The following is a 25,341-nucleotide window of genomic DNA, read 5'->3' as shown; positions in this document are numbered from 1 at the left end:
TGAGTCATGTCCTTCCGCGTGCGTTGAAGAGTCCGCGATTCATCCGGGCCACCAGGGTGCGCGGGACGAAGCCCGCGACCGCGGTGAGCACCTTGTACTGCACGCCGGGCACGCTGATCACCCGGCCGGAGTCCAGATCCCGCAGGCACCCTTCGACGACCTGATCGACGTCGAGCCACAGGCGCTTGGGCAGCGAACTCATCTCGATGCCCGCGCGCTCGTGGAACTCGGTCTGCACGAATCCGGGGCACAGCGCTTGGACGCGGACACCCGTGCCCACTAATCCACCCGCCAAACCCTCCGTGAAGGATACGACGTAGGCCTTGGAGGCCGAGTAGGTCGACCCCCGTCCGGGGATCAACCCGGCCACACTCGCCACATTCACGATCGAACCCGCGCCCGCCGCGACCATCAGCGGCAGGGCTGCCCTGGTGAGCTGCAGGACCGCGGTGACGTTCACGTCGAGCTGCGCTTGCAGCTGCGCGGGCTCGAGTGTCCAGAACTCACCCGAATGCGCGAAACCCGCGTTGTTGAAGAGGAAGTCGATGCCGCTCGCGGCGCGCGCGGCGACGCGAGCGCGGTCGTCGTCATCGGCCAGGTCGGCGACAAGGATCTCGGCCGAGGTGGTGAAACGGCGGGCCAGCACGTCGGCGAGTTCACGCAGTCGTTGCTCGTTCCTGGCGACGAGCACCAGGTCGTAGCCGAGGGCGGCGAGGCGGTGGGCGAAGCCCTGCCCGATGCCGGACGTCGGCCCGGTGATCATGGCGACGGGGCGGTGCACGCCGGGTAGGCGTACCTCCGCCTTCGCTCCGGCCGTGCGCGAAAGACTGTCGAACGCTGGCGCGTCAGTGACTGTTGGGCGCAAGGGACTGTCGGTCATCGCAGAGATCGATTCCGGTCGAGGAGGATGCCGCGACGACTACCGCGGCAGGTGGATCACTTCGGGACAGGGCCCTGGTATGGGCGGAAACCGGGGTGGAACGGACCACCCGGCTGGCCCGGTTCCGCGTCGTCGAGCGGTGGCTCGGTGCGGGGACGCGGCTCGGGGACGACGGCCAGCGACGGGCGCTTGGGCTGTTCGCCGAGTGGGCGGCGGCCGGGTGCGGGCTGGTCTTCGAACTCGGGGTCGTCGAGATCGGGGTCGTAGTCGGCGGGCAGCGCGGGGGCGCGGCCGCCGATCGGGGCGCGATCCTCGCGAGACCGGGCGCCATAGGACTCGTCCGGGCGCGCGGCAGCACCGCGCGAGGCGTAGCGCTCGTCGTCGTCGATGCCGACCGCGGCGCCACGACTGTCGTAGGGCTCATCGGTCTCGGGCAGGCGTGCCGCCGGACCACGGGCGGCGTAGGGCTCGTCGTCGGCATCGAGTTCGTCAGGACCGGGGAAGCGGGCACGACCGTGCTCTTCGACGTCGGCGTATTCCGCCCGGCCCGAAGCGAATTCGCGATCGTCGTCTTCGTCGTCGTACTCGGGGCGGAAGCCGGGCGCGAGATTGGCACTCGACCTCGGCCGCGTGAATTCGTTGGGCTCGGCCACCGGCGGCAGCACGTGCAGCAGGCCCGACAGGCGGAGCACCACGTCGATCGCGGTCTCCCAGTCCTTGGATCCGCTGCCGACGGGGAGCATGCCGAGAGTCCAGTTGCCCTCGCTCCACAGCATCTGCACGGTGTCGGACAGCGACTCGATGAAGCCGACCATCCGCTGATCTACGGCGTGGCGCGCGATCTCCGGATCGGTGGCGAACACGACCCGGTCGCCGATGGCGCCGAGCAGTTCCAGATCGTGGTCCTTCGGCGGCGCCGCGGTCTTGAGCCGCATGTCGACATCGATCTCGGAGCCGATCTGGCGTCGCACGGCCACCAGCGTCGCCGCGTCCTCCAGGTCGAAGAGCACGAACTTCTCGCCCTTGCGAATACCGGAGACCACGTCGACCGCCGAGAGGTAGCCGAGCTTGGTCAGCGCGCCACGACGCCACGTCGAGGCGAGCGCGGGCTCCACCGACACGTAGGTGTAGCCCTGGGACTTCGCCCACACCTGTCTCGCGTGTCCGGTGCGCTGCCGCTGGACCCGATCGAAATACAGCAGGACTATCGCACCCACGAGTGCGATCGCTGCTAACCCGAACCACATAGCCGTCATCGTCGCCTAGCCTATCCAGCCGTCGCCGTGATTGCCCGGTAGCACCGGGGATTCGACGCGCGGGTCGCTCATCGGGGGCCGCCCGGCAACGCCGTACTGATGATGATCTTGGCGTGGATCGACCCGTCTGGGTTCTTGTCGCCCTGCACCATAACCATGTCGCCGACGGGAAGCTCGCTCGCCTTCGTGCTGGTCAGCGAGATCACCTGGGTGGCGTCGTCGATCAGCACTCGCACGTCGGATCCGCCGAGGGTGCTCATGGTGATCTCGGTGCCGGTATTCGCGGTGATACTGCCCATGGTGGCGCCGAGATCTTCGCCGCCACCCAGACCCGGCAAGCCGGGGAGCCCGCTCGCGCTCGGCGGCGTGCCCGGAGTGGTCTGTTTCAGCGTCGGCGGGACGAGCAGCTGGGTGGTCGTCGGCGCCGAAGCGGTGTTCTCATCGGAGTTGTTGCCGCTCAGCACGAGACCGGCCAGCACTCCACCGACCGCGATCAACGCCAGCACGCCCAAGCCGAGCGCGATCCACAAACCGGTGTGGCGTTTGGGCGGTTCTTCCTGGTCACCGTCCTGCGGCCGCGGCGGATAGCCCGGTGGCGGCGCGGCGGGATAGCCCTGGTCGTACCCGGGTGGCGGCGCCTGATAACCCTGGCCGTAGCCGGGCGGCGCCTGCTGTGGCGGGGGTTGAGCTGCGGGATAGCCACTTTCGTAGGCACCCCATTGCGCGTCGTGCGGTGGCAACGCCTGCGTCGGGTTCGACGGTTGCCCCCACTCGTCGAACGAATTGCCTCCGTACGGCGTGGTCGAGTCGGTGCCCGGCGAACCCAGCCGTTCGGTCGGCGAATCCTCCGGGCGTTGCCCCCACGGATCGTTCGGGTTCGTCATGGGCTCCAGGGTAGGACAGCCCGGTACGTTTGGGTGGTCCCTACGCACCGGGCTGTGGATAAATCACGGGCTGTGGATAACTTCGCGTTCGACGACGAGCTTGTCGGTGGCGTCGTCCACACTCACCTTCACGGTGTCACCATCGGCGACCGAACCGGAGAGGAGTTCCTTGGCCAGGCTGTCGCCGATGGCCTGCTGGATCAGCCTGCGCAGCGGTCGCGCGCCGTAGGCCGGGTCGTAGCCGCGCACGGCGAGCCACTTCTTGGCCTCGGAGGTGACATCGAGGGTCAGCCTGCGCTGTGAGAGCCGTTTCTGCAGCTGACGCAGGTTGATGTCGACGATCGACTCCAGTTGCTCGGCGTCGAGCGCGTGGAACATCACCACATCGTCGAGCCGGTTGATGAACTCCGGCTTGAACGCGCGCCGCACCGCCTCCATCACCTGATCGCGGTCGCCACCGGCGCCGAGATTGGAGGTGAGAATGAGGATCGTGTTGCGGAAGTCGACCGTGCGACCCTGACTGTCGGTGAGCCTGCCCTCGTCGAGAACTTGCAACAAAATGTCGAAGACATCCGGGTGTGCCTTCTCGATCTCGTCGAACAGCACCACCGAGTACGGCCGCCTGCGCACCGCTTCGGTGAGCTGGCCGCCCTGGTCGTAGCCGACGTATCCCGGCGGTGCGCCCACGAGCCGGGCCACCGAGTGCTTCTCGCTGTACTCGCTCATGTCGATGCGCACCATCGCGCGTTCGTCGGCGAACAGGAAGTCAGCCAGCGATTTCGCCAGCTCCGTCTTGCCGACGCCGGTCGGGCCGACGAACAGGAACGAGCCCGTCGGCCGGTTCGGATCGGCGACACCGGCACGCGCCCTGCGCACCGCGTCGGAGACCGCCTGCACGGCTTCTTCCTGCCCGACAACGCGCCCCGCGACCTCGGTTTCCATCCGCAGCAGCTTGGCGGTCTCGCCCTCGAGCATGCGCCCGACCGGCACCCCGGTCCACGCCGAGACAACATCGGCGATGTCGTCGGGAGTCACTTCCTCGTTGAGCATCACGTCACCGTCAGATGCTGCGGCACTGGCCTTTTCGGCGTCGGCCAGCTCCTTCTCCAGGTCGGGGATGCGCTTGTAGCGCAGCTCTGCGACCTTGCCGAGTTCACCGTCACGTTCTGCCCGTTCGGACTCCCCGCGCAGCGCCTCCAACTGCTCCTTGAGCCCGCGCGCCGAATCGAGCGCGTTCTTCTCGTTCTGCCAGCGGGTGGTGAGCTGGCTGAGCTTCTCGCGGTCATCGGCCAATTCCTGGCGCAACTTCTCGAGCCGCTGCTTGGACGCGGCGTCGGTCTCCTTCTCGAGCGCCACCTCTTCGATCTCGAGGCGCCGCACCGCTCGCTCGATCTCGTCGATCTCGACGGGACGCGAGTCGATTTCCATCCGTAGGCGCGAAGCCGATTCGTCGATCAGGTCGATCGCCTTGTCGGGCAGGAACCGCGAGGTGATGTAGCGGTCCGACAGTGTCGCGGCCGCCACCAGCGCCGAATCGGTGATCCGCACGCCGTGGTGCACCTCGTAGCGTTCCTTGATGCCGCGCAGGATGCCGATGGTGTCGGCCACCGACGGCTCGCCGACCAGCACCTGCTGGAATCGCCGTTCGAGCGCCGCGTCCTTCTCGATGTACCTGCGGTACTCGTCGAGGGTGGTCGCGCCGACCAGGCGCAGCTCGCCGCGGGCCAGCAGCGGCTTGATCATGTTGCCCGCGTCCATCGCCGAGTCGCCGGTGCCGCCCGCGCCGACGATGGTGTGCAGCTCGTCGATGAAGGTGATGATCTCGCCCGCGCTGTTCTTGATGTCGTCGAGCACGGCCTTGAGCCGCTCCTCGAATTCACCGCGATACTTCGCACCCGCCACCATCGCGCCGAGGTCGAGCGAGACAACCTTCTTGTTGCGCAACGACTCCGGCACATCGCCTTCGATGATGCGCCGCGCGAGACCTTCGACGATGGCGGTCTTGCCGACGCCTGGTTCGCCGATGAGGACCGGGTTGTTCTTGGTGCGCCTGCTCAGCACCTGCACCACGCGCCGGATCTCGGTGTCGCGCCCGATCACGGGGTCGAGTTTGCCCGCGCGGGCCAGGTCGGTGAGGTCGGTGGAGTACTTCTCGAGTGCCTGATAGCTCGCTTCCGGATCGGCGCTGGTCACCCGGCCGCTGCCGCCGCGGACCGCGGTGAACGCGTCGCGCAGGGATTCCGGGGTGGCGCCGTGCTTACGCAGCAGCTGGGCGACGTCCGAAGAGCCTTCGGCCAGCCCGACCAGCAGGTTCTCGGTGGAGACGAACTCGTCGCCGAGCTCGGTGGCGAGCCGTTGGGCAGCGGTCATCGCGGCAAGGACTTCGCGGCCCAGTTGTGGTGTGGTGGTGGCGCCGGTAGCACGCGGCAGGCGGTCGACGAGGGCACCTGCCTCACGTTCGACTGTCGCCGGATCGACCCCGATGGCCTTGAGCAACGGTGCGGCGATGCCATCGGTTTGATCCAGCAACGCCACCAGCAAGTGTGCCGGACGGATCTCCGGATTGCCTGCCGCCGCGGCGGCCTGAAGGGCGGCGTTGAAGGCCGCCTGCGTCTTGGTGGTGGGATTGAACGAGTCCACGAATCTCCCTACTTGTGTGTGTCCGGTATCGACTTGTTCAACGCTCACAAAGTTGAGTCTGTTCCGCTCAACTCTAAAAATTTTCGGCGGACTTCGAAGCCGCGCTTCACGGTACGCCGCGACACCACCGAAGACGATCAATCACCGCATGTCGAACGGCTATCCGCCTAGGATTGCGGTGCCCGGCTCACCCCCGATGCGAGGAGTTCACCCCCATGCGCGCGATCGTGGTTCAGAAGTTCGGCGCCACACCGGAGCTCGCCGATGTGCCCGTCCCCGGGGTGGGTCCCGGTGAGGTTCAAGTGGCGCTCGACGCGGCCGGGGTGAACCCGTTCGACCTGAAAATGGCCGACGGCATCCTGGAGGGCAAAATGCCCACCGACTTCCCGATGATCCTCGGCGTCGACGGCGCGGGCACCGTCTCGGCGATCGGCACCGGTGTCACCAAATTCAAGGTCGGCGACAAGGTGGTCGGTAAGTTCCTGACCGCACCGGCGGGACACGGCAGTTGGGCGCAGTACGCCACGGTCCCCGAGGACGCGACCCTCGTCCCGATCCCCGACGGGGTCACCACGGTGGCCGCCGCGGCGCTGCCGGTCGCCGGCGTGACCGCCCAGGATCTGGTCGACGCCGCGCACATCCAGCCCGGCCAGACGGTACTGATCGTCGGCGCGACCGGCGGTGTGGGTTCCTTCCTCGTCCAGCTGGCCAATACCGCCGGTGCGCACGTGATCGCCACCGCCCGCGCCGACGCCACCGACCAGGTCGCCCGCCTCGGCGCCGCCGAAACTGTCGACTACACCCAGATGCGCCCCGCCGACCCGAATTTCGTCGATCCGGACCCGGCCACCCGCCATGACTCGAGCGTCACCGACGCCGTCCGCTTCACCCATCCCGACGGCATCGATGTGCTCTTCGACGTGATCAGCTCGCCGGGAGATTTCGCCTCCCACGCCACCCTGGTCCGCCGAGGCGGCCATGCCTTTTCGACGACCTGGGCGGCCGATGAAGCGGTGCTGCGCGAAAACGACATCACCGGCGGCAACTTCGAATCCAAAGGGCGCTCACCGGAATTGAGCCGACTATTGTCCCGCGTCGCCGCCGGTGATGTTGTCGTTCCGGTGCAGATGACCGTGCCCCTTGAAGCCGCTCCTGCCGTGCTCGGCCAAGGCAACGCACGTGGAAAAACCGTCCTCGCCATCTGATTCCCGCTCGCCGAAGGTTGGAGGAAATGATGACCATGACGTACGAGTATCAGGGTCGGATCGCACGGAAATACGTCGCGCAAGGTCGTGAAGAGGGGCGTGAAGAGGGGCTTGTCGGTGGCATCCTCACTGTTCTGGAAGCCCGCCACCTCACTGTTTCCGCTCTGCAGCGGGCCCGCATCGCAGAATGCGCCGATATCGACCAGCTCACCGCATGGTTGCGGCGCGCGGCAACCGCCGCTGATGCCGACGAGATCTTCGGCTGAGAACACACCGCCGTTCACGCATTCGCTGAATTCAAGGGCGTGACAGCCGCATTGCACGGGCCTGCTCGATGTGGGCTTCTCGATCACCTTCGTTGCGCCGCTCGGTGGGTATCGCCGCGACGACTGACCGACGACGTCCGGTCGGACTACACCGTATGGAGCACCCAAGGGTGCCGGTGTCGTAACCATCCCTGCCCGCTTCCCCGCACCGAACCCCGATTTGCGTCCTCGGCCAACACAATTGGCCCCACGCCTGTTTCGGCGTGTGGCGATGTTGGACCTGGGCGAAGGTGTGCACTCCCGAACCGACCAGGTGCGTACGTGCGAGGCGTACGACGAAGGTGCTCGCAGGAGGCTGGGTGTCAGGGTTGTCTGCCCCTCGGTCGGGCTCTCCGATAACGACCGACAGGAGCGGCCAAGGCCCAGGACACGACACAGACAGCCCGTCGTCAGGGTATGGACACACCCCTGGAACGACGAAAGCCCGGCATCAAGAGACGCCGAGCCGTTGCATGTAGGATTTCACCCTACGGTGCGAACAGCTGTTGACTGTTTCGTACCTAGGCCGTTCGGTGAGTTGGCGCTCGCCGGGCGGCCGTTCTTGTTCGTGTGACGCTACACACTCCCGCGCGCACTAGCAACTAGCGAGTTTCCGCTCTGGCCAGTAACTTCCGCGAGAACCCTGTGACTAGTTCACATCGAGTTTCACCAGGGCCGCGCGGGCGGAAAGATCGTTCCCGCGATCCGATTCGCGCTCGGTACGCTCGCCGTCATGTCTGATGTGACCTTGGCGAACCTGCTCGACGATGCCGCGCTGTATTCCTTCGAGCATCAACTGCATCTCGCCGATATCGCCGGTGATCGTGGGTGGAGTGTCGACTTGGCGGTCGGCCGGTTCACCTTGACCGGGGACCAGCCGATCGAATGCGAGCGGATGCACCTGCTCGGGTCGGCGGCTCCGGGACCTCAGTCGTGGTTGTGGGCGTGGGGTAACCCGGCGGGCTACCCGGATTCGGTCACCGGACTCGCGCAGTCCGTGCGCGACTTCGGAATCCGTTATGGCATCAGTGGACTCGCTGATGCGGAAGTGCCGTTCGCCGTGCTTCCCGGTTCTCCCGATCGGGCCGAGGGTGTGGTGAATGTGTTCATGGACGCAGCCAAGGCGATCTCCGGAGTGTGGACTGCCTATAGCGGGCCGGTCGGTGGCGGGACCAGGGCCGCGTTTCTGATCGAGCATCCGTCGTTCGTGCTGCCCGCGCCCTTCGCACCGCGCATCGCCCGGGTTATCCAGGAGGGGCTCACCGAGTTTCCGCTCACCGATCGACGCCGCGCTCTCCACGCCTACGCCAATCATCGAGGACTCGGCGTCCAGTGGTCCGGCGACCACTCCCTGGCAACGGCCACCGGGCCGGGCCTCACCGGGGAGATCGCCTTCGACGAATTGGCCAGGATGAAGAGCATGGACTTGCAGATGAGCAACGGATAACCCTGCCTCGCAGAACAATAGCCATAACCTCGCCAATGAGACATAGCACACAATAGGGATCCGCGGCACGGCCTCGTGCGTCCAATATCTCGACAGCACTGTTGGGCGAGGTTGGGGTTTGCGATGAGTTCGATCAAGGCTGATCCCGATGCGCTGCGCACTACGCAGTCCTCGTTCGATGCGGTCGCTTCGACTCTGTCTGCGGCGTTGACCACGTTGACCTCGGCGTTGGCCGCCGAAGGTGAGTGCTGGGGTGGGGATGAGATCGGGCAGGCGTTCGCGGGTAACTACACACCGGGTGTGGAGCAGGGCAAGACCTCGGTCGGCAATCTCGCGAAGTCGATGACGCAGCTCGGCACGAATATGGTGACTGTCGCGGACAAGTTGGTCGAGCAGGACACGGCCCGTGCGGCCCAGCTGAAGCAGTCGACGGGGTCATAGTTCGTGGGTATCGAAATCCCGGACTCTTTGCAGTGGGTTGCGAAATACATTCTCGGGGCGGGTGATTGGCCCGAGGGTGACGAGACCGCGATGCGGCGTCTGGCTGATGCATGGACCACTACGGCGAACACGCTCAACACTGTCGACGAGGACGCCGCGCGGGCTTTGAACGCGGCATTGAGCGCCTTGTCTGAAGGCGAGACCCACGACGCGATCGCGGCCTACCGCGACAAGCTCCTCGCTGGTGACGAGGCGGCGTTCACCGCGATTCGTAAGTGGTGTGAGAAGCAGGCCGAGCTGCTCGAAGACGGTGCCAACGATATCGAGCACACCAAGCTGGTGATCATCGGGACGATGATCGTGGCGGCGGTCGAGATCGGTATCGCGTTGGCGACCGCGTGGACCGGGGTCGGTGCTGCGGCGGGTGTGGCGGCGCGGGTTGCGGCGCAGGTCGCGGTGAAGATGGCGATGAAAACGCTGTTGACCAGGATGATCGCGCGCGGTATCGCCAAAGCGGCCGCGCGGGCCGCGATCCGTGGGGCGGCGTTCGAGGCGTTGGAAGAGGGCGGGATCGACGCGCTCGCCCGCACCATCCAGGTCGCCAAGGGCGATCGCTCGACCGATGACTTCGGTTGGGCCGACCTGGGTTTGGCGACGTTCGGTGGTGCTGTTGGTGGTGCTGTCGGTGGTGGTCTCGGGGACAAGCTGGGCGGTGTCGGGGACAACGTCACTTCCGGTCTCGGCAAATTGGCGGCCAAGTCCGCGGCAGGTGCGGCGACTGAGCTCGGTGCTGATCTGTCGGCGCAGGTCGCGTCGGCGAGTGCGGCGTCGTTGTTGATGGGTCAGGATTTCAAGCTCGATATCGGGGTTGATACGTTCACCAGTGCTGGTGCGGGTGGGTTGCAGAGCGGGTTGGAATCCAGCTCGCAGGGCGGCGGGGACTCTCCGGCGCCGACGGTTCCCGAGTTGGGCGATACGGGCTCGCCTACCAGCCCTGCCGGTACGGGAGATCCGGGTTCGTCTCCGGCTCAGACGAACGGTGGTGCGCCGGGATCGACTTCGCCCGCATCGACGGGTACTCCTGGTTCCCCAGCTCCGGCATCTGAGGGCACCCCGTCAACACCTAATGGGGACAACGCAACCCAGCCTTCCGGAGCGGGTTCACCTTCCTCTCCTGGCGACAGCTCGCCATCGAACAGCAATCCGGCCGATACTCCCGGCGCTGCGACACCTGCCGGAACGGGCACCCCATCCGCGGATGGTTCTCCCAGCCCGAGTTCGCCTGCCGACAGTTCACCCAGCCCCAGCACACCCGGCGACAGCACGCCCAGCCCCAACTCGCCCAGCGACAACTCACCGAGCCCGAGCTCACCTGGCGACAACTCGCCAAGCCCCAGCTCACCAGGCAACAGTTCACCAGGCGACAACTCGCCAAGCCCCAGCTCACCAGGCAACAGTTCACCAGGCGACAACTCGCCAAGCCCGAGCTCACCTGGCGACAACTCGCCGAGTTCCAACTCGCCCGGCGACAGTTCCCCTACCTCGCCAGGCGACAGCACGCCTAACCCCAGCTCACCCGGAGAGACCTCCCCCGGCCCGACATCGCCCGCCGACAACGGAAACCCGTCCAGCACAGGTGCACCGGACTCGCCGAGCAACCCCAGCCCGTCGGAGACCAACCCCTCGACACCCTCCGACAACGGAAACCCTTCCAGTACTGGCTCACCGGAATCACCGAGCAACCCCAGCCCCGCGCCGACCAACCCCTCGACACCCGCCGACAACGGCACGCCCTCATCGCCGAGCAACACCGGCACCACGAATCCGAACCCAACCGGATCGCCCAACAGCACAAACCCAAGCACTCCGGGCGACACCTCCAACCCCACCAACCAACCCAGTCCGTCGGCACCCCCCTCGTCCTCGCTCGACCTCCCACCGGTCGATGCGCCCACGACACCTACTGATTCGCCCGCAGCCCAACCAAATCCATCGAGCCCGGCCCCCACCCAGGCACCGACCACCAGCGAACAGACGTCGACCAGCAGCAACCCGACTACCTCCACCCCGTCCACGGTCGGGACGACGCCACAACCCACCACCCCGAGTACGACCACACCAACAGCACCGACCCCGAACAACCAGTCCCCCAGCGACACCACCCGCCAGCCTCAACAAGCCGAGGCATCAACAACCAGCGCGGCGACCACCGCCACAGCACCCAGCACGGCACCCACCGCAACACCGACCACCGCAACACCTCCCAACTCGACACCGTCAACCCCACCCATCAGCGCACCGATCACCCCGGCCACGCACCAATCGCCGACATCGAACACTCCCCAACCATCCACAACCACCAGGCCGACAACCCCCACCGCCCAACCGCCCGCCACCCAGCCGACAACCCCGAACAATCCCGGGTTATCCACAGGCCCCACACCCACGCCAAGCGCCCCACCATCCACTGCGAATCCGGCGACACCGAACACTCCCCACTCATCCACAGGCACCACCCCGACGACTCACACGGCACCCCCGTCCGCTGCTCGACCGACAACCCCGAGAACCTCGCCGACGGGCCGCACCCCAGCCGCACCGAACACGGCCCCCAACTCGCCGACCCCCACAGCGAACGGAACCCACAGCGAGGTTCCCTCGACCACGACAACTCCCACCGACACGACCCAACCCACGAACCCGACAACTCCCACCAACACCACCCCCGCGACGCCGCCAACAGACCCACTCCTCACCCCCCAAAACCTCGAAGCGGCCAACCAGGCCCGACAAGCCCGCGAATCCCTCCGCCCCATCCAGCCCGCCAACAACCAAGCCCTCCAGGTCAACCCACCCACGGGCCGCCCCTACCAAGCCGCCGACTACCCCAACACTTTCGCCCAGCCGGTCCGAGTAGTCCGCCTAACTGTCGCCGTAACCGGCTCCCCCACAACCCCTCCCACCACCATCGACACCGTCGCCGACAATGCCCAAACAGCCACCGACATCGCCTTCAACCAAGGCCATCAATTCCCCCTCGGCGACTGGCTCATGGTCGACGCCGTCCCCACCACCAACCCATCAACAGCCGACCTCACCATCAACGCGGATACCACCCCCACCCTGACCGACCTCGCCAACACAGTCCGCACCAACCTCGGCCTACCCCCACGCGACAACCCCACCCTCACCCCCGACGACATGCACCGCCTCGGCTCCGACATCTCCCGAGCCGACCTCTCCCGAGCAACAATCCCGTCCTGGGCAGACCAACACGCAACCCCCACAACCCAACCCGACAACACCGTAACCACCACCCCCGACACAAACACCACCCCCGACCTCGACACCACCGTCGACCTCGACGCAATCCACAACAACCACGCCGAACAAACCCCAGCCGGCGTCTCCCACCACCGCGGCGACCCCACCATGGGCGACCTCCCCCACCGAGTCCCCGCCGACCCCAACCGCTTCACCGCCGACACCCACATCACCCCCGACGGCCACGCCGTAATCGGCGGCCAAACCCTCACCCCCGAGCAATACGGCGACCTCCTCCGCCGCTCCGGCTGGGACGGCGTAACCCCCATCCGCCTAATCGGCTGCGACGCCTCCACCAACGGCTTCGCCGACCGCCTCGCCCAGCACTTGGGGGTAGAGGTACTCGCACCGACCCAGGCCGCCTGGACCGACGCCAACGGAAACGTATTCAGCACCAGCGGAACCACAAATCCCGACGGCACGCGAACCCCAACGGTGCCACCCGACGGCATGTGGCAGACACACAGGCCCGACGGCACAACAAGACCCGAGGGAACTGGCTCCCATCCGCCCGGCACCATCCCGACGACACTCGCGCCCGAGACCGCCGTCGACAGAAGTAGCTTCCATCGACCGGATCGAAATCCACCGAACGACTACACAGCCCTCGCCGGTGGTCGGCCGATCGAGCATATCCGGCGACCAGATCCGCGCGTGCCTGCGAAAGGTAAGCCATTCGGCCGAGAACGCGGCGGTACATTTGCGAATCCGGCCGACCCCGTGAGTTTGGATCCGAATACCGCCTACCGTGTAACGGATCGGAATGGTCGGGACCGCGGCCTCTTCATTACGGATGAAAACGGAAATATTGTCGAGGTACACACGGACTCCGGGGATTCCGAGCAAGGCTTCAACCCAGATCTCAGGACACCGCTACCCAATTGCCAGTACACAGTCGACGGGGGACGGTTTACGTATATTACCGACGACCACGGCCGTGTCGTACAGGCACGCGGTCGACTCGAACTCGTACCCTCGCTAGACTCACGACGTGGGCCTCGCCAAGCCGATATCGGAAATATTGGCCAAGCAGAGATCGCCCAGATAAACCAGGAAGCGATCGACGCATTCCGGGAAATATACGATCGCGATCCGACCGCGCAAGAAGTGACGCTATACCAAATGGCAACATTCGACGGTGGCCATCTTTTCGCAACACAGTTCGACGGTCCTGGCGAGGAAATAAACATGGTACCCGAGCTGACTAACCTCAATCGATTGATCGGCGACGGTCGCAATGCAACAAACAACTGGCGAGCTTTGGAAGTGCTTATCGGCACTCACTTGTCACGAACACCACCACCTATAGTCGATATGACAATCGACCTCGACTATAATCCGTCTCGAACAGACCTCACTCCGACGAACATCACTGCAGTACTGACGGTAGACGGTGTTCCTGTTCTGACCAATCCGTACCCCAATATGCCACCACTTCAGGAGTAACATTGGTTCAATACGATGCGGTTGACCCACTGGAACAAGCCGCAATATTGCAGTCAATAGGCCAAGACATGGTTTCAGTCGCGCCGGCCGAATGGACGCAGCTCAGATTCATCGCCAGAGAAACGGTTCAGACGGCGGAAAGAATCCTTGAGATCGTCGATGCGGATGGAGCCGTAGATATTTCGCAATCTATAGCCATGCCGTCACAGTCCGACAGAATTCAGAAGCTCCGTACCGGAATGTACGAACCCGATAAAGGCACGTGGTACACGATGGTGCTCGTCGTCGAAAATAGCGGGGAATACCACGCACGATATGAGTACAACGACGAGCCCGAGTTTCGGTTTCCGACGTCGCCCCATGCCTTCGCAGCAGACCTTGAGTATTTCCCTCGCGACACCGCGCACACGCCCGGATGGCTTGCTCAAAGGGCAGTAGATCTCGATAACGGCACTACGGAGCGCGGGTGACCTCCCGAGCGCGGCCGGATCCTCAGAATCGCGAAAGGCTGCTCGCCTGGCAGCAAGCGTTCGCCGATGGGGACCACGAAGATCTATCGGAAATTATCCTCGAAGCGGCGCCCGACGATTGGGACCGGATATTTTACCGAGCCCATACGTTGATCAATTGTTTCGGTTTCAGCGCCGTATCGGTTGCACCGGACGGAAAAAAGACTTCCATCACTCCGGATATCGAAGTTCTTGAGATGTTCGGGGACCTCCGGCCGAGAATGTATCTGCCAGGTATCGGCGCCTGGTTCTCGGTCGACTACACCTTTGACCGGTCGGGAAACCCGCGCATGGCTTTCGACTATGCAAGCGATCCGTTCAATCCCTCCCGGCCACCCGAAGCATACGCAGAAGACTTCGACTACTTTCCGAGAGACGTCGACTTCGTGCCGGATTGGTTGAAATCTAAGCTCGACGCGGCACGCAAACCTGCGGGCTGGTACATCCATCCTCAACTCGATGGGTTGGACAGGCCACGAAAGAAGGTGAGCCGCCCGACCAAGATTCAACGAGACGATGTCGTATCGGGAAATACAGAAATCGTCGGCCTAAAGGTCCGTGATCCCGCGACACCACGCATTGTGGTGCCCACGTCGAACAGAGTTCCTACCCCGGCAAAAGGCGACCACGAACCGACTATCGACGACCTTAAGAATGAGATCACCAGACTATTGACGCAGGTCGTTCCCCCAGGATGGGCTTCGATTAGATATAGCTTTCGCGAAATTTGGTCTTGTAGATCTCGCACATTCGAATGGATTGGGGTCGACGGGCGAGTCACCCGATTTTATCCCGAGAAATCCCCGCTGAAATATTCAACTATAGACGAAGGGAGGCGCGCTGCCGCGGCGAAGGAATGTCCGCCCAGACCGGTTCCAGGTTGGCGTGAAGATGATCTCTTTAGGTGCTTTTCGGCCCTCAGGAGACTGATGTACATTCCAGGAAATGGGACATGGTTTACCGCCGTATCGACAATTGACCGCACCGGGACTCTCACCCTTGCGATCGACCACGACAATGCCCCGACTTTCTTCCCCCGCCTCGTCAACGGAATGTATGCCCGCGACCAAGAACAATACCCACGAGATCAGGACCACATCCCCCATTGGCTGCAGAACAAGTTGAACCGCGCAGCTTCGGAACCATTGGGGTTCTCCTGAACAATCAAATGAACGACGAGAGATTGATTTCCAACCGAGAACCGCTTCACATCATGGAGCAGCAGGAAATTCTCGACGAAATTACGCGCGAGATACTGCCGACCTTGCCACACGAATGGACTCGCCTTATCGCCCGAGGTATGTTTGTCGGCCGACATACCGATGCCGAAACGGGCATCAAAATGCCGAACGGATCGATACTTCCATGGCAGTTTCCAACACCAGTGTGGCGCAGATTCCAGGATCTCCGCAAGGGCATGTACACCGAAGGATTCGGTACATGGTTTGAGTTCGAGTATATTCTGGAGCCGCCCGCGCGGTTCAATATCAGGTACAATCGCGACAACTATCCCGGATTTGCGGTTGCACCGAAGGCCGAAGACTACGCGCTGGAAAATCAACGGTATCCACGTTCGCCACAGTACATACCGGACTGGTTTCGAAACGGTTTGAGCGCGGCCCACTAGAAACGGGCGGGGAGGGGTTTCCCAACCCGTGACTGCCGAAAGATCGCGGAGGTTGATGCCCTATGGCGGGTGAGACAAGCAGGCGAGATATGGAGTCTTTCGGTCAGGATCTGATAGTGTCCGGGTTTGCAACGAATGACTCGATCATTGGATGTGGCGCAGACGAGATCACGCAATCTCGTTCCGGCGCACCCGGCAATTGTCGCATTCGCGGGGATTACTACCCCTTTCTGGGATATATGGGAAAGGAGGCTGGCACCCTCGTTAGAGGAACCGATTTGTTCTTTCCACAGATGCTTAATTCCATCGACGGAGCCAAAGATATCCCCAATGACGGCCTAGCCCTGGAGCACGGCATCACCAAGGCTATAAGATCTATTTCTTCGAACCCGGATTCAGTGCGGTTTATTGCTACCAGGAGGGAAGTGCGGACGTCAAGAAGCTGGCCGACAACTTCCAGGATTTCCTTCGAAACGCCTGGCGCATCCAGCAGAGATTCGCGAAGATACGTCGGCGATTCGCAGCCAAAGCTGATGGAACGATAGAGATGGCGGAAAGAAGAGAATCGAGAGCTGATCGATGACCGATATCGACGACGTCGAAGCCGCTTACCGCAGTGCGGCCGACGCTGGTGACATTACCTCGATGGCCAACCTCGGCATCCTGCTAGCCGAAAGGAACGACATCGAAGAAGCCGAAATCTGGTATCTCCGTGCCGCCGAAGCCGGCAGCACAACCGCCATGACGAATTTCGGCCTCATGCTCGAGGAGTACGAACGCGAGGAAGAGGCTGAAGTCTGGTATCGCCGTGCTGCCGACGCCGGTGACACCGAAGGCATGTTCTATCTCGGCCACCTGATGTGGCTGAACGAAAACTTGGAGGAAGCCGAAACCTGGTGGCGCCGTTCCGCGCAGGGCGGTGACACTGATGGCAGCATCCACCTCAGCAGCCTATTGATCAAACGAGGCGACCTCGACGAAGCCGCAACCTGGCTACGCAAAGCCGCAGACCACGGCTCAGAGTCGGCGATGCACCACCTCGGCCGTCTGTTGATGAAGCGCGGGAATCACGAAGAGGCCGAGATCTGGTACCGCCGCGCCACAGATCTCGGTTCGACGTACGCCATGTATGACCTCGGTGTCCTGCTGAAGGAGCGCGGCGACCTCGACGAAGCCGTGGCCTTGTGGCGCCATGCCTCCGAATCCGACCCTTCCCAATACCGGAGGCCCGGCCACACCGGCGCCATGCACGCCCTCGGCACCCTGATGAAGGAGCGGGGCGATCTCGACGAGGCCGAAAGCTGGTTCCGCCGCGCTGCCGACCACGGATACAAACGTGCGATGGCCGACCTAGGTGCACTGCAGCTGGAGCGCGGAAACCTTGACGAAGCCGAAGTTTGGTTGCGCCGCGCCGTCAAGATCGGCTACAGGCCTGCCATGACCCGCCTCGGCAAGCTACTCGAGGAGCGCGGGCAATTCGACGAAGCCAAAACCTGGTACCGCCGCGCCGCCGGTATCGTCGCAGTGCCGCCGGGCACCCCCACTGGGCAGTACCACGTCGCTCACTAGCTGGTGCAACTGCGCATCTGCCCTTTCCGACATCGGCTCCCCGACGCCTAGATGCCCCAGAGTCGACCGGTTCTCAACGCAGACACCGACGCCACCAAGCCCGCGCTTTCCAACGCATCGAGGACGTCCTCAACAGACTCAGGTGGATTGCGCCGCGAATCGGCAATCTGCTGAACGCACGCCCACACGATCCGGTCATCGAGCGCGATCTGGTCCAGCACGAACTCGTCGGGGCTCTTAGCCTCCATGTTCCAGTCGGCCAATATGTCTGCGGGGAAGTCGCGCAGGTTCGCAGTGACGATCACCTGCGCACCGATCTTGATGGCAGCCGCGAGAACGTGACGATCATCGAGATCCGGCAACTTCAAACCCTCGATCAACGGCTCGAACCCGGACACTAGGCAGTCGGGGACTGCGGCGATCATCAGTTCACGTAGCCGACGCAACTTCGCTGGCTCGATATCCGGCCGTTTTGCGGCCAGGTTGGACGTCATTTCGTCGAGTATGGTCTCGGTCCACTTGGCTTGGACCAGACCTGACCTTGCCAGTCGGATCATCATGTCCCGCAGGGTGTTTCCGTACAGCACATTTGCGTCGAACAACACGGTGAAGGCCATGGTCAGATGCCGAGTTCCTGTCCGAGGTCGGAGAGTTCATCTGCTGCGGCACGACTGCGGGAAGCACTGCGGCGCTGATAATCCTTGAGGTCGTCGTAGCGGATGCGTCGGTGAGTTCCCACCAGACGGAAGGGGATCTCGCCGGCTTCCAGCAGGCTGACGACGAACGGTCGCGACACGTTGAGCAGATCTGCAACCTGTTGCGTGGTCAACTCAGCATGGGAAGGAACGATCGAGACGCCCTGGCCATCCGCTGCCTGAGCAAGGATGAAGGCGACCATGTTCACGACCGACCGCGGCAGGATCAGGGCGTTCTCCGCGCCGGTTTCACCCGCGACCTGAATGATCTGGTCAGTCGGATGGCTTGTCAGGTAATCCCTGACACGGCGCAGCGCGCGTTCGGCTACCTCGGCATCGATCTCGCCGGGCTCGATCCGCTTGGCTTGGATTCCGGCCATGGCTACCTCCTTCTAAACGAATTATACGCAACAATCGAAACAAACGAAATGATTCAGGTATAGCCAGGCATGGCTTCGGTCGCGATCATAGGGATATGACCAAGACGATCACCGAGGCCGAGCTTGGTAGCGCGGGCGTGATGGACGCGCTCGCAGCGGGCGATACCTTCATCATCACCAGGAACGGAAACCCGGTTGGAGAGCTGCGTGCGATTCGGGTGCAGCGGAACGTGTCGACCTGCGACATCAAGGCACGACTCGCACGCTTCGCCGGGGCAGGGGATGCGACGGCTGAACGAGCTGAAATCGATGCAGCGTTCGGTGAACACCGCCTCGATGACTGATCAGCGGCACTTCGGTTGGGTCCTCGGCGGCTCGACGATTCACGACGATGGCCGAACTGGTTGTTGCCAAAGGCCGGAACCCGAAGCCACGCAAGTGCGATCTGATGATCGCGGCCATCGCATCGGTCAACAACCCCCGCTCTATACCCCGAAATCCCGATGGCTGTTCGAGGCGCTTGACCCAGTTCTCACCCTGGTGCCGTAACCGAAACTTGCCCGCGGTTAGTGGGGGAGGTAGGTGCCGGTGCGGGCTTTGGTGGCTGTGGTGGTGAGGATGGTGGCGAGGGTGGCTTGGATTCGGGGTGGGGTGGTGGGTTTGGCTATGAAGGTGGTTTCGCCGTAGAAGACGTAGCGGCCGTCGCCGGGGATGTCGTGGAGCTGGAAGTCGTCGCGGCCTTCGGCGTGGCGGTTGTCGACGCTGGCGTGGGCGTAGACGCCGATGTGGGTGAGGGTGGTGGTGGGTTTGGCCAGGAAGGATTCGAGTTGTTCGCGGGGGGTGGGGTTCCAGCGGTCGCGGACGTGGGGGCGGGGGGCGGCGAGTTCTGCTGCGGTGACGCGGATTTCGCGGCCTTTACCGGGGGCGACCTTCGGGAGGGTGGAGAGGACGGCGGCGGCCAGGGCATCGGGGGCGCAGAGGTGGAGGGTGATGTCGCCGGGGTTGGTCTCGTCGCCGGGGGCTTGGACGGCGAGGGCGGCGTAGGTGTCGCGGGTGCCGCCGTGGGCTCGGATGGTTTTGACACCCTTGGCCGCGCCCGCGACCTCGACGCGGGCGTGCGGGGCGAGCAGGGCGGCCATGGCGCGGTCGAGATCGCTGTCGTATTCGGCCATCAGGTTCTCGGCGGCCTTGCTGCGCAGGCGCAGGACCTCGGCGTGGGTTTCGACGTCGGTGTGGCGGTGATGCAGGGGGTACGGGAGCACGTCGCGGCCCGCTGCTTCCCATAGGGTGCGGAAATCTAAAGCCGTTAAATGCCAGGTACGCACGGGAGATCTACTCTGTTCCATCAGGATTGGCGACTAGTCGGCGCCGATGACGGGCGGGACCATCTTGGGCAGGGTGTCCAGTCCGGTGAGTTCGTCACCGTGTTCCTGAGTGATGAGGTAGTCGGGGATGCCCTTGGTCGATTCGTCGTCCTTGCCGCCACCCTTGCCCGCACCGGGGCTCATCATGCCGGGCATGCCGGAGCGGCCCGCTGTGCCGGAACCCGTGCCGGTGCCACGGCCCGCTGCGGTGCCTGCCGCCGTCGGACTGCCGGCGACCGCACCGCCGGGAGTGCCCGCGCCCGGCGTGCCCGCGCCCGGCGACCCGCCGCCGGGAGAGCCTGCGCCACTGGGTGATCCGGAAGGTGAGCCGGGGATGGTCGAGCTCGGGGTGGTCGAGGCGGGGGTCGTCGAACCCGGCTCCGTCGACTGGGGAGTGGTCGATTCGGGGGTGGTCGAATCGTCGGTCGAATCGTCGGTGTCGTCCGGGTCGGTGGTGGGAGTGGTCGACGCCGGTGTGGTCGGCGTCGTCGTGGGCTGGGTGGTGGGTTGAGTTGTCGAGCCCTGGGTGGTGGGTTGTGTTGTGGTGGGTTTTGTTTCGGGTTCGCCGCCGTTTTCGATGGTCTTCGGGATGGGGATCACCGGGACCTTGTTGTCGGACTCGTAAATCACTGGGGCGTAGACGGTTTGGAGGATACGGACAGCCTCGACGCGCGCGTTCTCGTTCGCGACATCGTCATTGCGCCACCCGCGGCCGGTGAGCAGGGCGCCGACGTTGTCGAGACCGCTCCGGTGCTCGGGCGCGTGCGGGACGAGACGTTTCGTCGGTTCGAGGCCGGTGCGGAGTTCATCCAGTTTGGTGCTGGTGAGCGCGGCCGCGGTGGTGACCTTCTTGCCCGTAGTGTCATATGCCGCAACGGTTTGCGCTGCCGCGTTCGCTGCTGAGCCTGCCCAGACGTCGGGGGACATGCCGCGTGCGATCTGCTTGCGGAAGTCGTCGAGGGAAGTGCTGTTGCGGGTGGAGATTTCGGTCCAGGCGCCGATCAGACCGTTGACGGCGTCGAGATCGATCTTGTCGACCTTGGTCCGCAGTTCCTCGACAGTTCCCGGGAAACCATCGTTCCTGGCCACGGTGCTGGGGCGGTACTCACCGTCGAAACCGAGGTCGCCGGCCTTCTTTCGGTTGCCATCGCGCTGAGTGTTGTACTTGTTCTGGATGTCTGCGATTTCGGAGCTGTCGAGTTCGCCGTCGTCGTCGGAGAACGGGGACATGACGAAGTTGCGGAGGTTGCCGAGTAGGTCGACGCCGCCGATGCTCTGCATGCCGGTCATGTCAGCTCACCTGCCCGGTGGCGTAGTCGAGGGCGTTGGCGTTCTCGATGTCTTTGCCTGCGATGCGCTTGAAGGAGATGGAGAAGACCTCACGCAGTTGCTGCACAGCCTCAATGTCCTTCCTCACCACGGCATCGATCGAGTTCTGATCTCCAGTCGCCTGAAGGAGGAACTTCTTCTCGAGATCCTTGCCTATCTGGAAGTCACCGAAGCCGGTGACGCTCTGGACTCGGCGGGTAACAACCAAGATCTCTTGCAAGTCTGCAAGTCGGTCGTCGCACGCCTTGAACATATGGAAGGCCGCAGCCTCGTCGTTCAGATAGACCTCGCCCGCCTTCGCCTGCGCAAGCAAATTGGTGTACGCGGTGTTTTCACTCATGAACCCTCCCCGGTTCAGCTCGGAAAGATCGGAACGAGCACTTCGCCCACACGCTCGAGGTACGTGCAGGGGTCATCCAGCCCCGTCTTCAGCGCCGAGTTGAAAATCTGCAACTGGACGACGCCTTGCTTCGCAGGAAAGACCACGTCACATCCGAGATCCTTCGACGCACCCGTGACCTTGAACTCGCGTCCTGTACGGCCCGCGATGGTCACGTCCCGGAAGTCGACATTGCCAGGCTTCTGCTCAAACTCATCCACAGGCTTGTTCGTCGTGTACACAGTGAGCGAGAAGTCTGGCCCAGCCCATCCGCAGATCTCCCACCCTGATTGCGGAACCCCCGCGACACCCTTCTCCTCCGTCGCCGGATCCACCCCCGCCTCCGTCAACGCAGCATCGGAAATCTCCGTGCACGGATTCCACAGAACCGGCTTAGCCGTAGTCGTCGCCCCCTTCGACGTCGACTCCCCCGAGTCACACCCGACCAGCCCGACAACCGCCAAACCGGCAACCAGCATCGCCGTACCTGCGCGTTTCATCCCCACCCCTTCCGGCCGAGCACTGCCTTGACCAGGCACATTAGCACGGTCAGCCGCTGCGAGCCGGGGCCGCGTAGGTTGTGTGAGCATGAGCGAACTTCGACTTTCGGCGCCGTTCGACGGGCGTGATCCCCAGGGCAAACCGGTAGTGAACCGATCGGCGGTAGACTCCGACATCCAGGATCAGGTGCTGGCCTACCTCGAGCACGCACCGGTGATTCTGAGCGCCCGCAGCCACGACGCCGACGAGTTCGACCCCACCCAGCGCGACGTGCCGTTGAACTTCCACACCGACGGCGTCTTCGTCTGGCCGGGCGCTGTCGGGTACTACCTGCGCAAGTACGGACTGCCGCCGGAGCCCGCGCTGGTCCAGCACATCGTGGGCAAGGGGTTCGAGATCGGGGACGTCGATGAACAGGCGCGGCAGGCGGCCGTGCAGAAGGTCGTCGGCTGACGCGGTCTCAGCGCAGGCTGTGCGACAGCGCTTCGACGCCCGGTCCACGCAGGTTCGCCACGGCCACCGATCTGCCGGTCATCACGAGCAGTAGGTCGAGGATCGGGCCGTGCACCGGAGTTCCTGCGCCCGTTGACCATTCGATATCGTCAGCGGCCAGGTGCAGGCCGCGCAGGTGGCGCTTGGCCCAGAAGGGCCAGCCCATCGTCCAGACCCGTTGTGCGGCAACGGCGGCCGCGCGCGGGGCGACGTCGACGGTGCGGCCGAGCGGGCGGGCGATGTCCTGGGCGTGGACGATCACGTCGAAGAAGATGTTGCGGTAGCTGGTCACTGCGGGCAATCGGCGCGACGCCGCGTGCGCGCGGATCTCCCCTGCCAGGTCGGGGCGATCCGAATAGTGCACCGCTACATCGTGATTCATTCGATGGAAGCGGCCGCCCGCCTGGATCCCCAGCCGAACCATCGCGGCAGGCCCGGGCGGCTGCGGTGCCATCGCCAGATGTGCGGCGACATCGCGCACCCGCCAGCCCGCGCACAGTGACGGCGATTCCCATTCGGCCGGGGTGAGGTCGTCGAGTAGGTCGGCGACGGCGCGGCGCTGCTGTTCGATGACCTCCCACTGCTGCTCGCGATCCATGATCGACCTCCGAATATTAGTCAGTGTATCTGACCAATATAGTCAGATACACTGACCGAAACAAGGAGGAGAGCATGAGCGACGAGCTCAACCTGGGCGTGCTCCTGTTCGTCCCGTACCGGGAAATGGAGCGCCGGGTATTCGCCGCGCTCACCGCGGGCGGTCACGCCGAACTCACCCCCGCCAAGGCCCGCCTGGTCGCCCGGATCGCCCCCGACGGCACCCGCCTCACCGACCTCGCCGCCCAGGCCCAAGTCACCAAACAAACCGCGAGCACCCTCGCCGACCAGCTGGTCCGCGCCGACTACCTCGAACGCGTCCCCGACCCCACCGACGGCCGCGCCCGCCTCCTGCGCCTCACCCCCACCGGCCGCGCCGCCGCCGACCTCGCCAACCGCACCGCCGACGAGGTTCAGTCCGAATGGCTCGCCCACCTGGGAAAACGAGCCTCCACCGAACTACGTAAGACGCTCACCACCCTCCGCGAAATCACCGACCCGTACGACTGAGCGCGGGTACTGGCGCCTAAGACACGGAGGGTGATCCGGCGGGCTCGGCGTTCGATCGCCTCGCTCCGTGCTGCGCCCAGAAGGAGGTGGCCGATGCCGCGTCCTTGGTGGCTTCCGAGGGCGGCGTTGTTGCCGTGTGCGAGCAGAACGTTCCCCGGTGATGTCCGATCAGCGACGCAAGAACTCGATACTCACTCGTTCGAAGGCATCCTTGGCCTCGGTGTTCACCCAGTGGCCGCAGTTGGGGAACACATGCAGTTCGGCATCGGGGATCAACCGCAGTGGGATCGTCGCCATGTCCAGGGGGCACTGCCGGTCGTCGAAGCCCCAGGTGAGCAAGGTGGGGCACTGCACCTTGTGCAGCATCGACCAGTAAGGCGGCACATCCGAATCGGCCAGGAATTGTTGTTGCCGCGCAATCGCTTCCGAGCCGTACATCGCCCGTATTGTCCGCAGCGCACCCGGATCATTCGCCGCCTGCCAGCGCTCCTCGATCAGCTCGTCGGTGACCAATTTCGGGTCGAACAACATACAGTTCAGCCACCGAATCAGTCCGTCCCTGGTGGGATTATCGGCAAATTCCTGCAGCAGCCGCGACCCCTCGCTCGGCCCAGGACTGAAGATGTTGGTGCCCACGCCGCCGATAGCAACGAGCTTGTCGATCCGCGTCGCATGGTTGATGGAGACGTTCGCCCCGACGACACCGCCCATGGAATTGCCCACCACAGAAGCGGATTCGATGCCCAGCGCATCCATGAAGCGCACGACCGAGTCGACGGCAGTGAGGACCGGATGGCCCCGCACCGGGTCACTGACGCCGAATCCAGGGAACTCGAGCGCGTAGCAGTGAAAGTGTTCAGCGAACGCCGCCAGATTGCCGCGATAGTTTCGCCAGCCGTTGACGCCGATTCCAGAACCGTGCAACAGCAGCAACGGCGGCCCGTCACCGACCTCGTGATAGCGCAGCACCCCCTTCTCGGTGCCGACCTCCCTCAACGTGTTCTCGTATGTCACATCCACACATCCAGACTAGAACACGTTTCAGTTTCCGCACCAGGGCCTTACCCACTCGACCAGTTGCCGATCGCACCCACCTCCGATATACCATCAAATGCATGGCCTTGTTCGAGATCCGCGCCGAGCCGGAGGTAGTCGAGTGGTTGCGAGAGCTTGCTCCAGCTCAGCTGGCTCGAGTTGACGAGGTCGAATGATGAAGGGCCACAATCGAATGGCCGACGATCCAGTCTTGGCGGCGAAGCGAGACACCGACGAATATCGCGCAGCGCGAGACATCGCCAGAGTTGAAATCGCGCTCGGCCGGGCCGTTTTCACGCGACGCACCGCCTTGGGCATGTCGCAGACCGAACTAGCTCGACGAGCACAGATGACGCAGCCTGCGGTGTCGCGATTGGAGGGCGGAGGAGGCGGAGTACCGACGCTCTCGGTCCTGGATCGGCTCGGCCGCGCGCTCGGCGTCCGGTTCTCGGTCAGTGTCGGCGCGGACCCCGACACCGCAGAGGAAACACTCGGCCTCATCGCATAGTCAGGGCAGGACCGCGAA

The 25,341-nt window shown here is 64.1% G+C and carries 28 protein-coding genes; 13 read left to right on the top strand and 15 right to left on the bottom strand.

The annotated features are described in order from the left end of the window. Window positions 1-4 precede the first annotated feature (4 nt). From ACFXKN_RS21740 to clpB, 4 genes are all read right to left on the bottom strand, one after another. Entirely contained in the window at window positions 5-763 is a 759-nt protein-coding gene (locus ACFXKN_RS21740) for an SDR family NAD(P)-dependent oxidoreductase (RefSeq protein ID WP_378943260.1), read from the bottom strand. Window positions 764-936: 173 nt separating this feature from the next. Further along, entirely contained in the window at window positions 937-2,136 is a 1,200-nt protein-coding gene (locus ACFXKN_RS21735; protein WP_378942779.1) for a hypothetical protein, read from the bottom strand. 68 nt (window positions 2,137-2,204) lie between these two features. Next, window positions 2,205-3,020 carry a DUF5666 domain-containing protein gene (locus ACFXKN_RS21730; RefSeq protein WP_378942782.1) on the bottom strand — a complete coding sequence of 272 codons (816 nt, stop codon included), beginning with the start codon at window positions 3,018-3,020 and terminating at the stop codon, window positions 2,205-2,207. Window positions 3,021-3,083: 63 nt separating this feature from the next. Then, window positions 3,084-5,660 (bottom strand): ATP-dependent chaperone ClpB, encoded by a 2,577-nt coding sequence (gene clpB / locus ACFXKN_RS21725; protein ID WP_378942788.1) that lies wholly within the window; start codon window positions 5,658-5,660, stop codon window positions 3,084-3,086. Window positions 5,661-5,875: 215 nt separating this feature from the next. Here clpB and ACFXKN_RS21720 point away from each other — a divergent pair, with 215 nt between their 5' ends. From ACFXKN_RS21720 to ACFXKN_RS21705, 4 genes are all read left to right on the top strand, one after another. Beyond that, the gene (locus ACFXKN_RS21720; protein WP_378942793.1) at window positions 5,876-6,865 is read left to right on the top strand and encodes an NADP-dependent oxidoreductase; all 990 of its coding nucleotides are present in this window, start codon (window positions 5,876-5,878) and stop codon (window positions 6,863-6,865) included. Window positions 6,866-6,891: 26 nt separating this feature from the next. Then, on the top strand, window positions 6,892-7,131 hold the full coding sequence (locus ACFXKN_RS21715) for a hypothetical protein (RefSeq protein ID WP_378942796.1): 240 nt from the start codon (window positions 6,892-6,894) through the stop codon (window positions 7,129-7,131). A gap of 772 nt (window positions 7,132-7,903) precedes the next feature. Then, the gene (locus tag ACFXKN_RS21710) at window positions 7,904-8,617 is read left to right on the top strand and encodes a DUF6882 domain-containing protein (protein WP_379433689.1); all 714 of its coding nucleotides are present in this window, start codon (window positions 7,904-7,906) and stop codon (window positions 8,615-8,617) included. Between the two features lie 123 nt (window positions 8,618-8,740). Beyond that, window positions 8,741-9,058, top strand: coding sequence for a WXG100 family type VII secretion target (locus ACFXKN_RS21705; RefSeq protein ID WP_378942805.1), 318 nt, complete (start codon window positions 8,741-8,743; stop codon window positions 9,056-9,058). On the opposite strand, the gene ACFXKN_RS21700 is transcribed toward ACFXKN_RS21705, so the two are convergent. From ACFXKN_RS21700 to ACFXKN_RS21690, 3 genes are all read right to left on the bottom strand, one after another. Continuing rightward, window positions 9,053-9,388, bottom strand: coding sequence for a hypothetical protein (locus tag ACFXKN_RS21700; RefSeq protein ID WP_379433688.1), 336 nt, complete (start codon window positions 9,386-9,388; stop codon window positions 9,053-9,055). The two genes, ACFXKN_RS21705 and ACFXKN_RS21700, sit on opposite strands and share 6 nt — an antisense overlap. Window positions 9,389-10,086: 698 nt before the next feature. Continuing rightward, on the bottom strand, window positions 10,087-11,109 hold the full coding sequence (locus ACFXKN_RS21695) for a hypothetical protein (protein ID WP_379433687.1): 1,023 nt from the start codon (window positions 11,107-11,109) through the stop codon (window positions 10,087-10,089). Window positions 11,110-11,229: 120 nt separating this feature from the next. Then, window positions 11,230-11,550, bottom strand: coding sequence for a hypothetical protein (locus tag ACFXKN_RS21690; protein WP_378942816.1), 321 nt, complete (start codon window positions 11,548-11,550; stop codon window positions 11,230-11,232). A 559-nt stretch (window positions 11,551-12,109) separates the two neighbouring features. Here ACFXKN_RS21690 and ACFXKN_RS21685 point away from each other — a divergent pair. The 5 genes from ACFXKN_RS21685 (at window position 12,110) to ACFXKN_RS21665 (ending at window position 17,533) form a co-directional block, all read left to right on the top strand. Then, window positions 12,110-13,828, top strand: coding sequence for a DNA/RNA non-specific endonuclease (locus ACFXKN_RS21685; protein WP_378942819.1), 1,719 nt, complete (start codon window positions 12,110-12,112; stop codon window positions 13,826-13,828). Window positions 13,829-13,830: 2 nt separating this feature from the next. Next, window positions 13,831-14,298: a hypothetical protein gene (locus tag ACFXKN_RS21680; RefSeq protein ID WP_378942824.1), complete on the top strand. Its 468-nt coding sequence runs from the start codon at window positions 13,831-13,833 to the stop codon at window positions 14,296-14,298. Continuing rightward, window positions 14,295-15,497 (top strand): hypothetical protein, encoded by a 1,203-nt coding sequence (locus ACFXKN_RS21675; protein ID WP_378942827.1) that lies wholly within the window; start codon window positions 14,295-14,297, stop codon window positions 15,495-15,497. Before ACFXKN_RS21680 ends, ACFXKN_RS21675 begins: the two co-directional genes overlap by 4 nt. Window positions 15,498-15,505: 8 nt before the next feature. Next, window positions 15,506-15,964, top strand: a complete 459-nt coding sequence (locus ACFXKN_RS21670; RefSeq protein WP_378942832.1) for a hypothetical protein — start codon at window positions 15,506-15,508, stop codon at window positions 15,962-15,964. A 579-nt stretch (window positions 15,965-16,543) separates the two neighbouring features. Next, the gene (locus ACFXKN_RS21665) at window positions 16,544-17,533 is read left to right on the top strand and encodes a tetratricopeptide repeat protein (RefSeq protein ID WP_378942845.1); all 990 of its coding nucleotides are present in this window, start codon (window positions 16,544-16,546) and stop codon (window positions 17,531-17,533) included. A gap of 47 nt (window positions 17,534-17,580) precedes the next feature. On the opposite strand, the gene ACFXKN_RS21660 is transcribed toward ACFXKN_RS21665, so the two are convergent. Together ACFXKN_RS21660 and ACFXKN_RS21655 are read right to left on the bottom strand one after the other, a co-directional pair. Beyond that, complete coding sequence (locus tag ACFXKN_RS21660; protein WP_378942856.1) at window positions 17,581-18,150, bottom strand: PIN domain-containing protein; 570 nt, start codon at window positions 18,148-18,150, stop codon at window positions 17,581-17,583. Window positions 18,151-18,152: 2 nt separating this feature from the next. Then, entirely contained in the window at window positions 18,153-18,608 is a 456-nt protein-coding gene (locus tag ACFXKN_RS21655; protein ID WP_378942861.1) for a helix-turn-helix domain-containing protein, read from the bottom strand. Window positions 18,609-18,703: 95 nt separating this feature from the next. On the opposite strand from ACFXKN_RS21655, the gene ACFXKN_RS21650 reads away from it, so the two are divergent. Continuing rightward, a complete protein-coding gene (locus ACFXKN_RS21650) occupies window positions 18,704-18,952 on the top strand; it encodes a prevent-host-death protein (RefSeq protein ID WP_378942866.1) in 249 nt (82 codons plus the stop codon). A gap of 222 nt (window positions 18,953-19,174) precedes the next feature. Here the strand turns inward: ACFXKN_RS21650 and ACFXKN_RS21645 are convergent, their stop codons facing one another. From ACFXKN_RS21645 to ACFXKN_RS21630, 4 genes are read right to left on the bottom strand one after another with little or no spacing between them, the layout of a single operon-like run. Then, window positions 19,175-19,954, bottom strand: coding sequence for an ESX secretion-associated protein EspG (locus ACFXKN_RS21645; protein ID WP_378942872.1), 780 nt, complete (start codon window positions 19,952-19,954; stop codon window positions 19,175-19,177). A gap of 12 nt (window positions 19,955-19,966) precedes the next feature. Further along, window positions 19,967-21,262: a hypothetical protein gene (locus ACFXKN_RS21640; protein WP_379433686.1), complete on the bottom strand. Its 1,296-nt coding sequence runs from the start codon at window positions 21,260-21,262 to the stop codon at window positions 19,967-19,969. 1 nt (window position 21,263) lies between these two features. After that, window positions 21,264-21,641, bottom strand: a complete 378-nt coding sequence (locus ACFXKN_RS21635; protein ID WP_378948137.1) for a hypothetical protein — start codon at window positions 21,639-21,641, stop codon at window positions 21,264-21,266. Between the two features lie 14 nt (window positions 21,642-21,655). Continuing rightward, a complete protein-coding gene (locus ACFXKN_RS21630; protein ID WP_378948134.1) occupies window positions 21,656-22,180 on the bottom strand; it encodes a DUF3558 domain-containing protein in 525 nt (174 codons plus the stop codon). Between the two features lie 88 nt (window positions 22,181-22,268). On the opposite strand from ACFXKN_RS21630, the gene ACFXKN_RS21625 reads away from it, so the two are divergent. Beyond that, a complete protein-coding gene (locus tag ACFXKN_RS21625) occupies window positions 22,269-22,634 on the top strand; it encodes a hypothetical protein (protein ID WP_378948132.1) in 366 nt (121 codons plus the stop codon). Between the two features lie 7 nt (window positions 22,635-22,641). Here the strand turns inward: ACFXKN_RS21625 and ACFXKN_RS21620 are convergent, their stop codons facing one another. Further along, the gene (locus ACFXKN_RS21620; protein ID WP_379433685.1) at window positions 22,642-23,271 is read right to left on the bottom strand and encodes a maleylpyruvate isomerase family mycothiol-dependent enzyme; all 630 of its coding nucleotides are present in this window, start codon (window positions 23,269-23,271) and stop codon (window positions 22,642-22,644) included. A gap of 74 nt (window positions 23,272-23,345) precedes the next feature. Between ACFXKN_RS21620 and ACFXKN_RS21615 the strand changes: the two genes are divergently transcribed. After that, window positions 23,346-23,780 (top strand): MarR family winged helix-turn-helix transcriptional regulator, encoded by a 435-nt coding sequence (locus ACFXKN_RS21615; protein WP_379433684.1) that lies wholly within the window; start codon window positions 23,346-23,348, stop codon window positions 23,778-23,780. 168 nt (window positions 23,781-23,948) lie between these two features. Here ACFXKN_RS21615 and ACFXKN_RS21610 read toward each other — a convergent pair whose 3' ends face one another. Further along, window positions 23,949-24,800 (bottom strand): alpha/beta fold hydrolase, encoded by an 852-nt coding sequence (locus tag ACFXKN_RS21610; protein ID WP_378948124.1) that lies wholly within the window; start codon window positions 24,798-24,800, stop codon window positions 23,949-23,951. Window positions 24,801-24,987: 187 nt separating this feature from the next. Here ACFXKN_RS21610 and ACFXKN_RS21605 point away from each other — a divergent pair, with 187 nt between their 5' ends. After that, complete coding sequence (locus tag ACFXKN_RS21605) at window positions 24,988-25,323, top strand: helix-turn-helix domain-containing protein (RefSeq protein ID WP_378948121.1); 336 nt, start codon at window positions 24,988-24,990, stop codon at window positions 25,321-25,323. Window positions 25,324-25,341: the final 18 nt, after the last annotated feature.

This window comes from Nocardia sp. NPDC059195 (assembly GCF_042754695.1).
GTDB lineage: Bacteria > Actinomycetota > Actinomycetes > Mycobacteriales > Mycobacteriaceae > Nocardia.
This window is presented reverse-complemented; position numbering and strand designations above follow the sequence as displayed.

Bases quoted from the DNA above. Each gene is read 5' to 3' on its own strand.
- ACFXKN_RS21665 (WP_378942845.1), top strand. From the start codon at position 16,544: ATGACCGATATCGACGACGTCGAAGCCGCTTACCGCAGTGCGGCCGAC.
- ACFXKN_RS21720 (WP_378942793.1), top strand. From the start codon at position 5,876: ATGCGCGCGATCGTGGTTCAGAAGTTCGGCGCCACACCGGAGCTCGCC.
- ACFXKN_RS21710 (WP_379433689.1), top strand. From the start codon at position 7,904: ATGTCTGATGTGACCTTGGCGAACCTGCTCGACGATGCCGCGCTGTAT.
- ACFXKN_RS21630 (WP_378948134.1), bottom strand. From the start codon at position 22,180: ATGAAACGCGCAGGTACGGCGATGCTGGTTGCCGGTTTGGCGGTTGTC.
- ACFXKN_RS21655 (WP_378942861.1), bottom strand. From the start codon at position 18,608: ATGGCCGGAATCCAAGCCAAGCGGATCGAGCCCGGCGAGATCGATGCC.
- ACFXKN_RS21615 (WP_379433684.1), top strand. From the start codon at position 23,346: ATGAGCGACGAGCTCAACCTGGGCGTGCTCCTGTTCGTCCCGTACCGG.
- ACFXKN_RS21740 (WP_378943260.1), bottom strand. From the start codon at position 763: ATGATCACCGGGCCGACGTCCGGCATCGGGCAGGGCTTCGCCCACCGC.
- ACFXKN_RS21635 (WP_378948137.1), bottom strand. From the start codon at position 21,641: ATGAGTGAAAACACCGCGTACACCAATTTGCTTGCGCAGGCGAAGGCG.
- ACFXKN_RS21715 (WP_378942796.1), top strand. From the start codon at position 6,892: ATGATGACCATGACGTACGAGTATCAGGGTCGGATCGCACGGAAATAC.
- ACFXKN_RS21705 (WP_378942805.1), top strand. From the start codon at position 8,741: ATGAGTTCGATCAAGGCTGATCCCGATGCGCTGCGCACTACGCAGTCC.
- ACFXKN_RS21645 (WP_378942872.1), bottom strand. From the start codon at position 19,954: ATGGAACAGAGTAGATCTCCCGTGCGTACCTGGCATTTAACGGCTTTA.
- ACFXKN_RS21735 (WP_378942779.1), bottom strand. From the start codon at position 2,136: ATGACGGCTATGTGGTTCGGGTTAGCAGCGATCGCACTCGTGGGTGCG.
- ACFXKN_RS21625 (WP_378948132.1), top strand. From the start codon at position 22,269: ATGAGCGAACTTCGACTTTCGGCGCCGTTCGACGGGCGTGATCCCCAG.
- ACFXKN_RS21670 (WP_378942832.1), top strand. From the start codon at position 15,506: ATGAACGACGAGAGATTGATTTCCAACCGAGAACCGCTTCACATCATG.
- ACFXKN_RS21730 (WP_378942782.1), bottom strand. From the start codon at position 3,020: ATGACGAACCCGAACGATCCGTGGGGGCAACGCCCGGAGGATTCGCCG.
- ACFXKN_RS21660 (WP_378942856.1), bottom strand. From the start codon at position 18,150: ATGGCCTTCACCGTGTTGTTCGACGCAAATGTGCTGTACGGAAACACC.
- ACFXKN_RS21640 (WP_379433686.1), bottom strand. From the start codon at position 21,262: ATGACCGGCATGCAGAGCATCGGCGGCGTCGACCTACTCGGCAACCTC.
- ACFXKN_RS21605 (WP_378948121.1), top strand. From the start codon at position 24,988: ATGATGAAGGGCCACAATCGAATGGCCGACGATCCAGTCTTGGCGGCG.
- ACFXKN_RS21685 (WP_378942819.1), top strand. From the start codon at position 12,110: ATGGTCGACGCCGTCCCCACCACCAACCCATCAACAGCCGACCTCACC.
- ACFXKN_RS21650 (WP_378942866.1), top strand. From the start codon at position 18,704: ATGACCAAGACGATCACCGAGGCCGAGCTTGGTAGCGCGGGCGTGATG.
- ACFXKN_RS21620 (WP_379433685.1), bottom strand. From the start codon at position 23,271: ATGGATCGCGAGCAGCAGTGGGAGGTCATCGAACAGCAGCGCCGCGCC.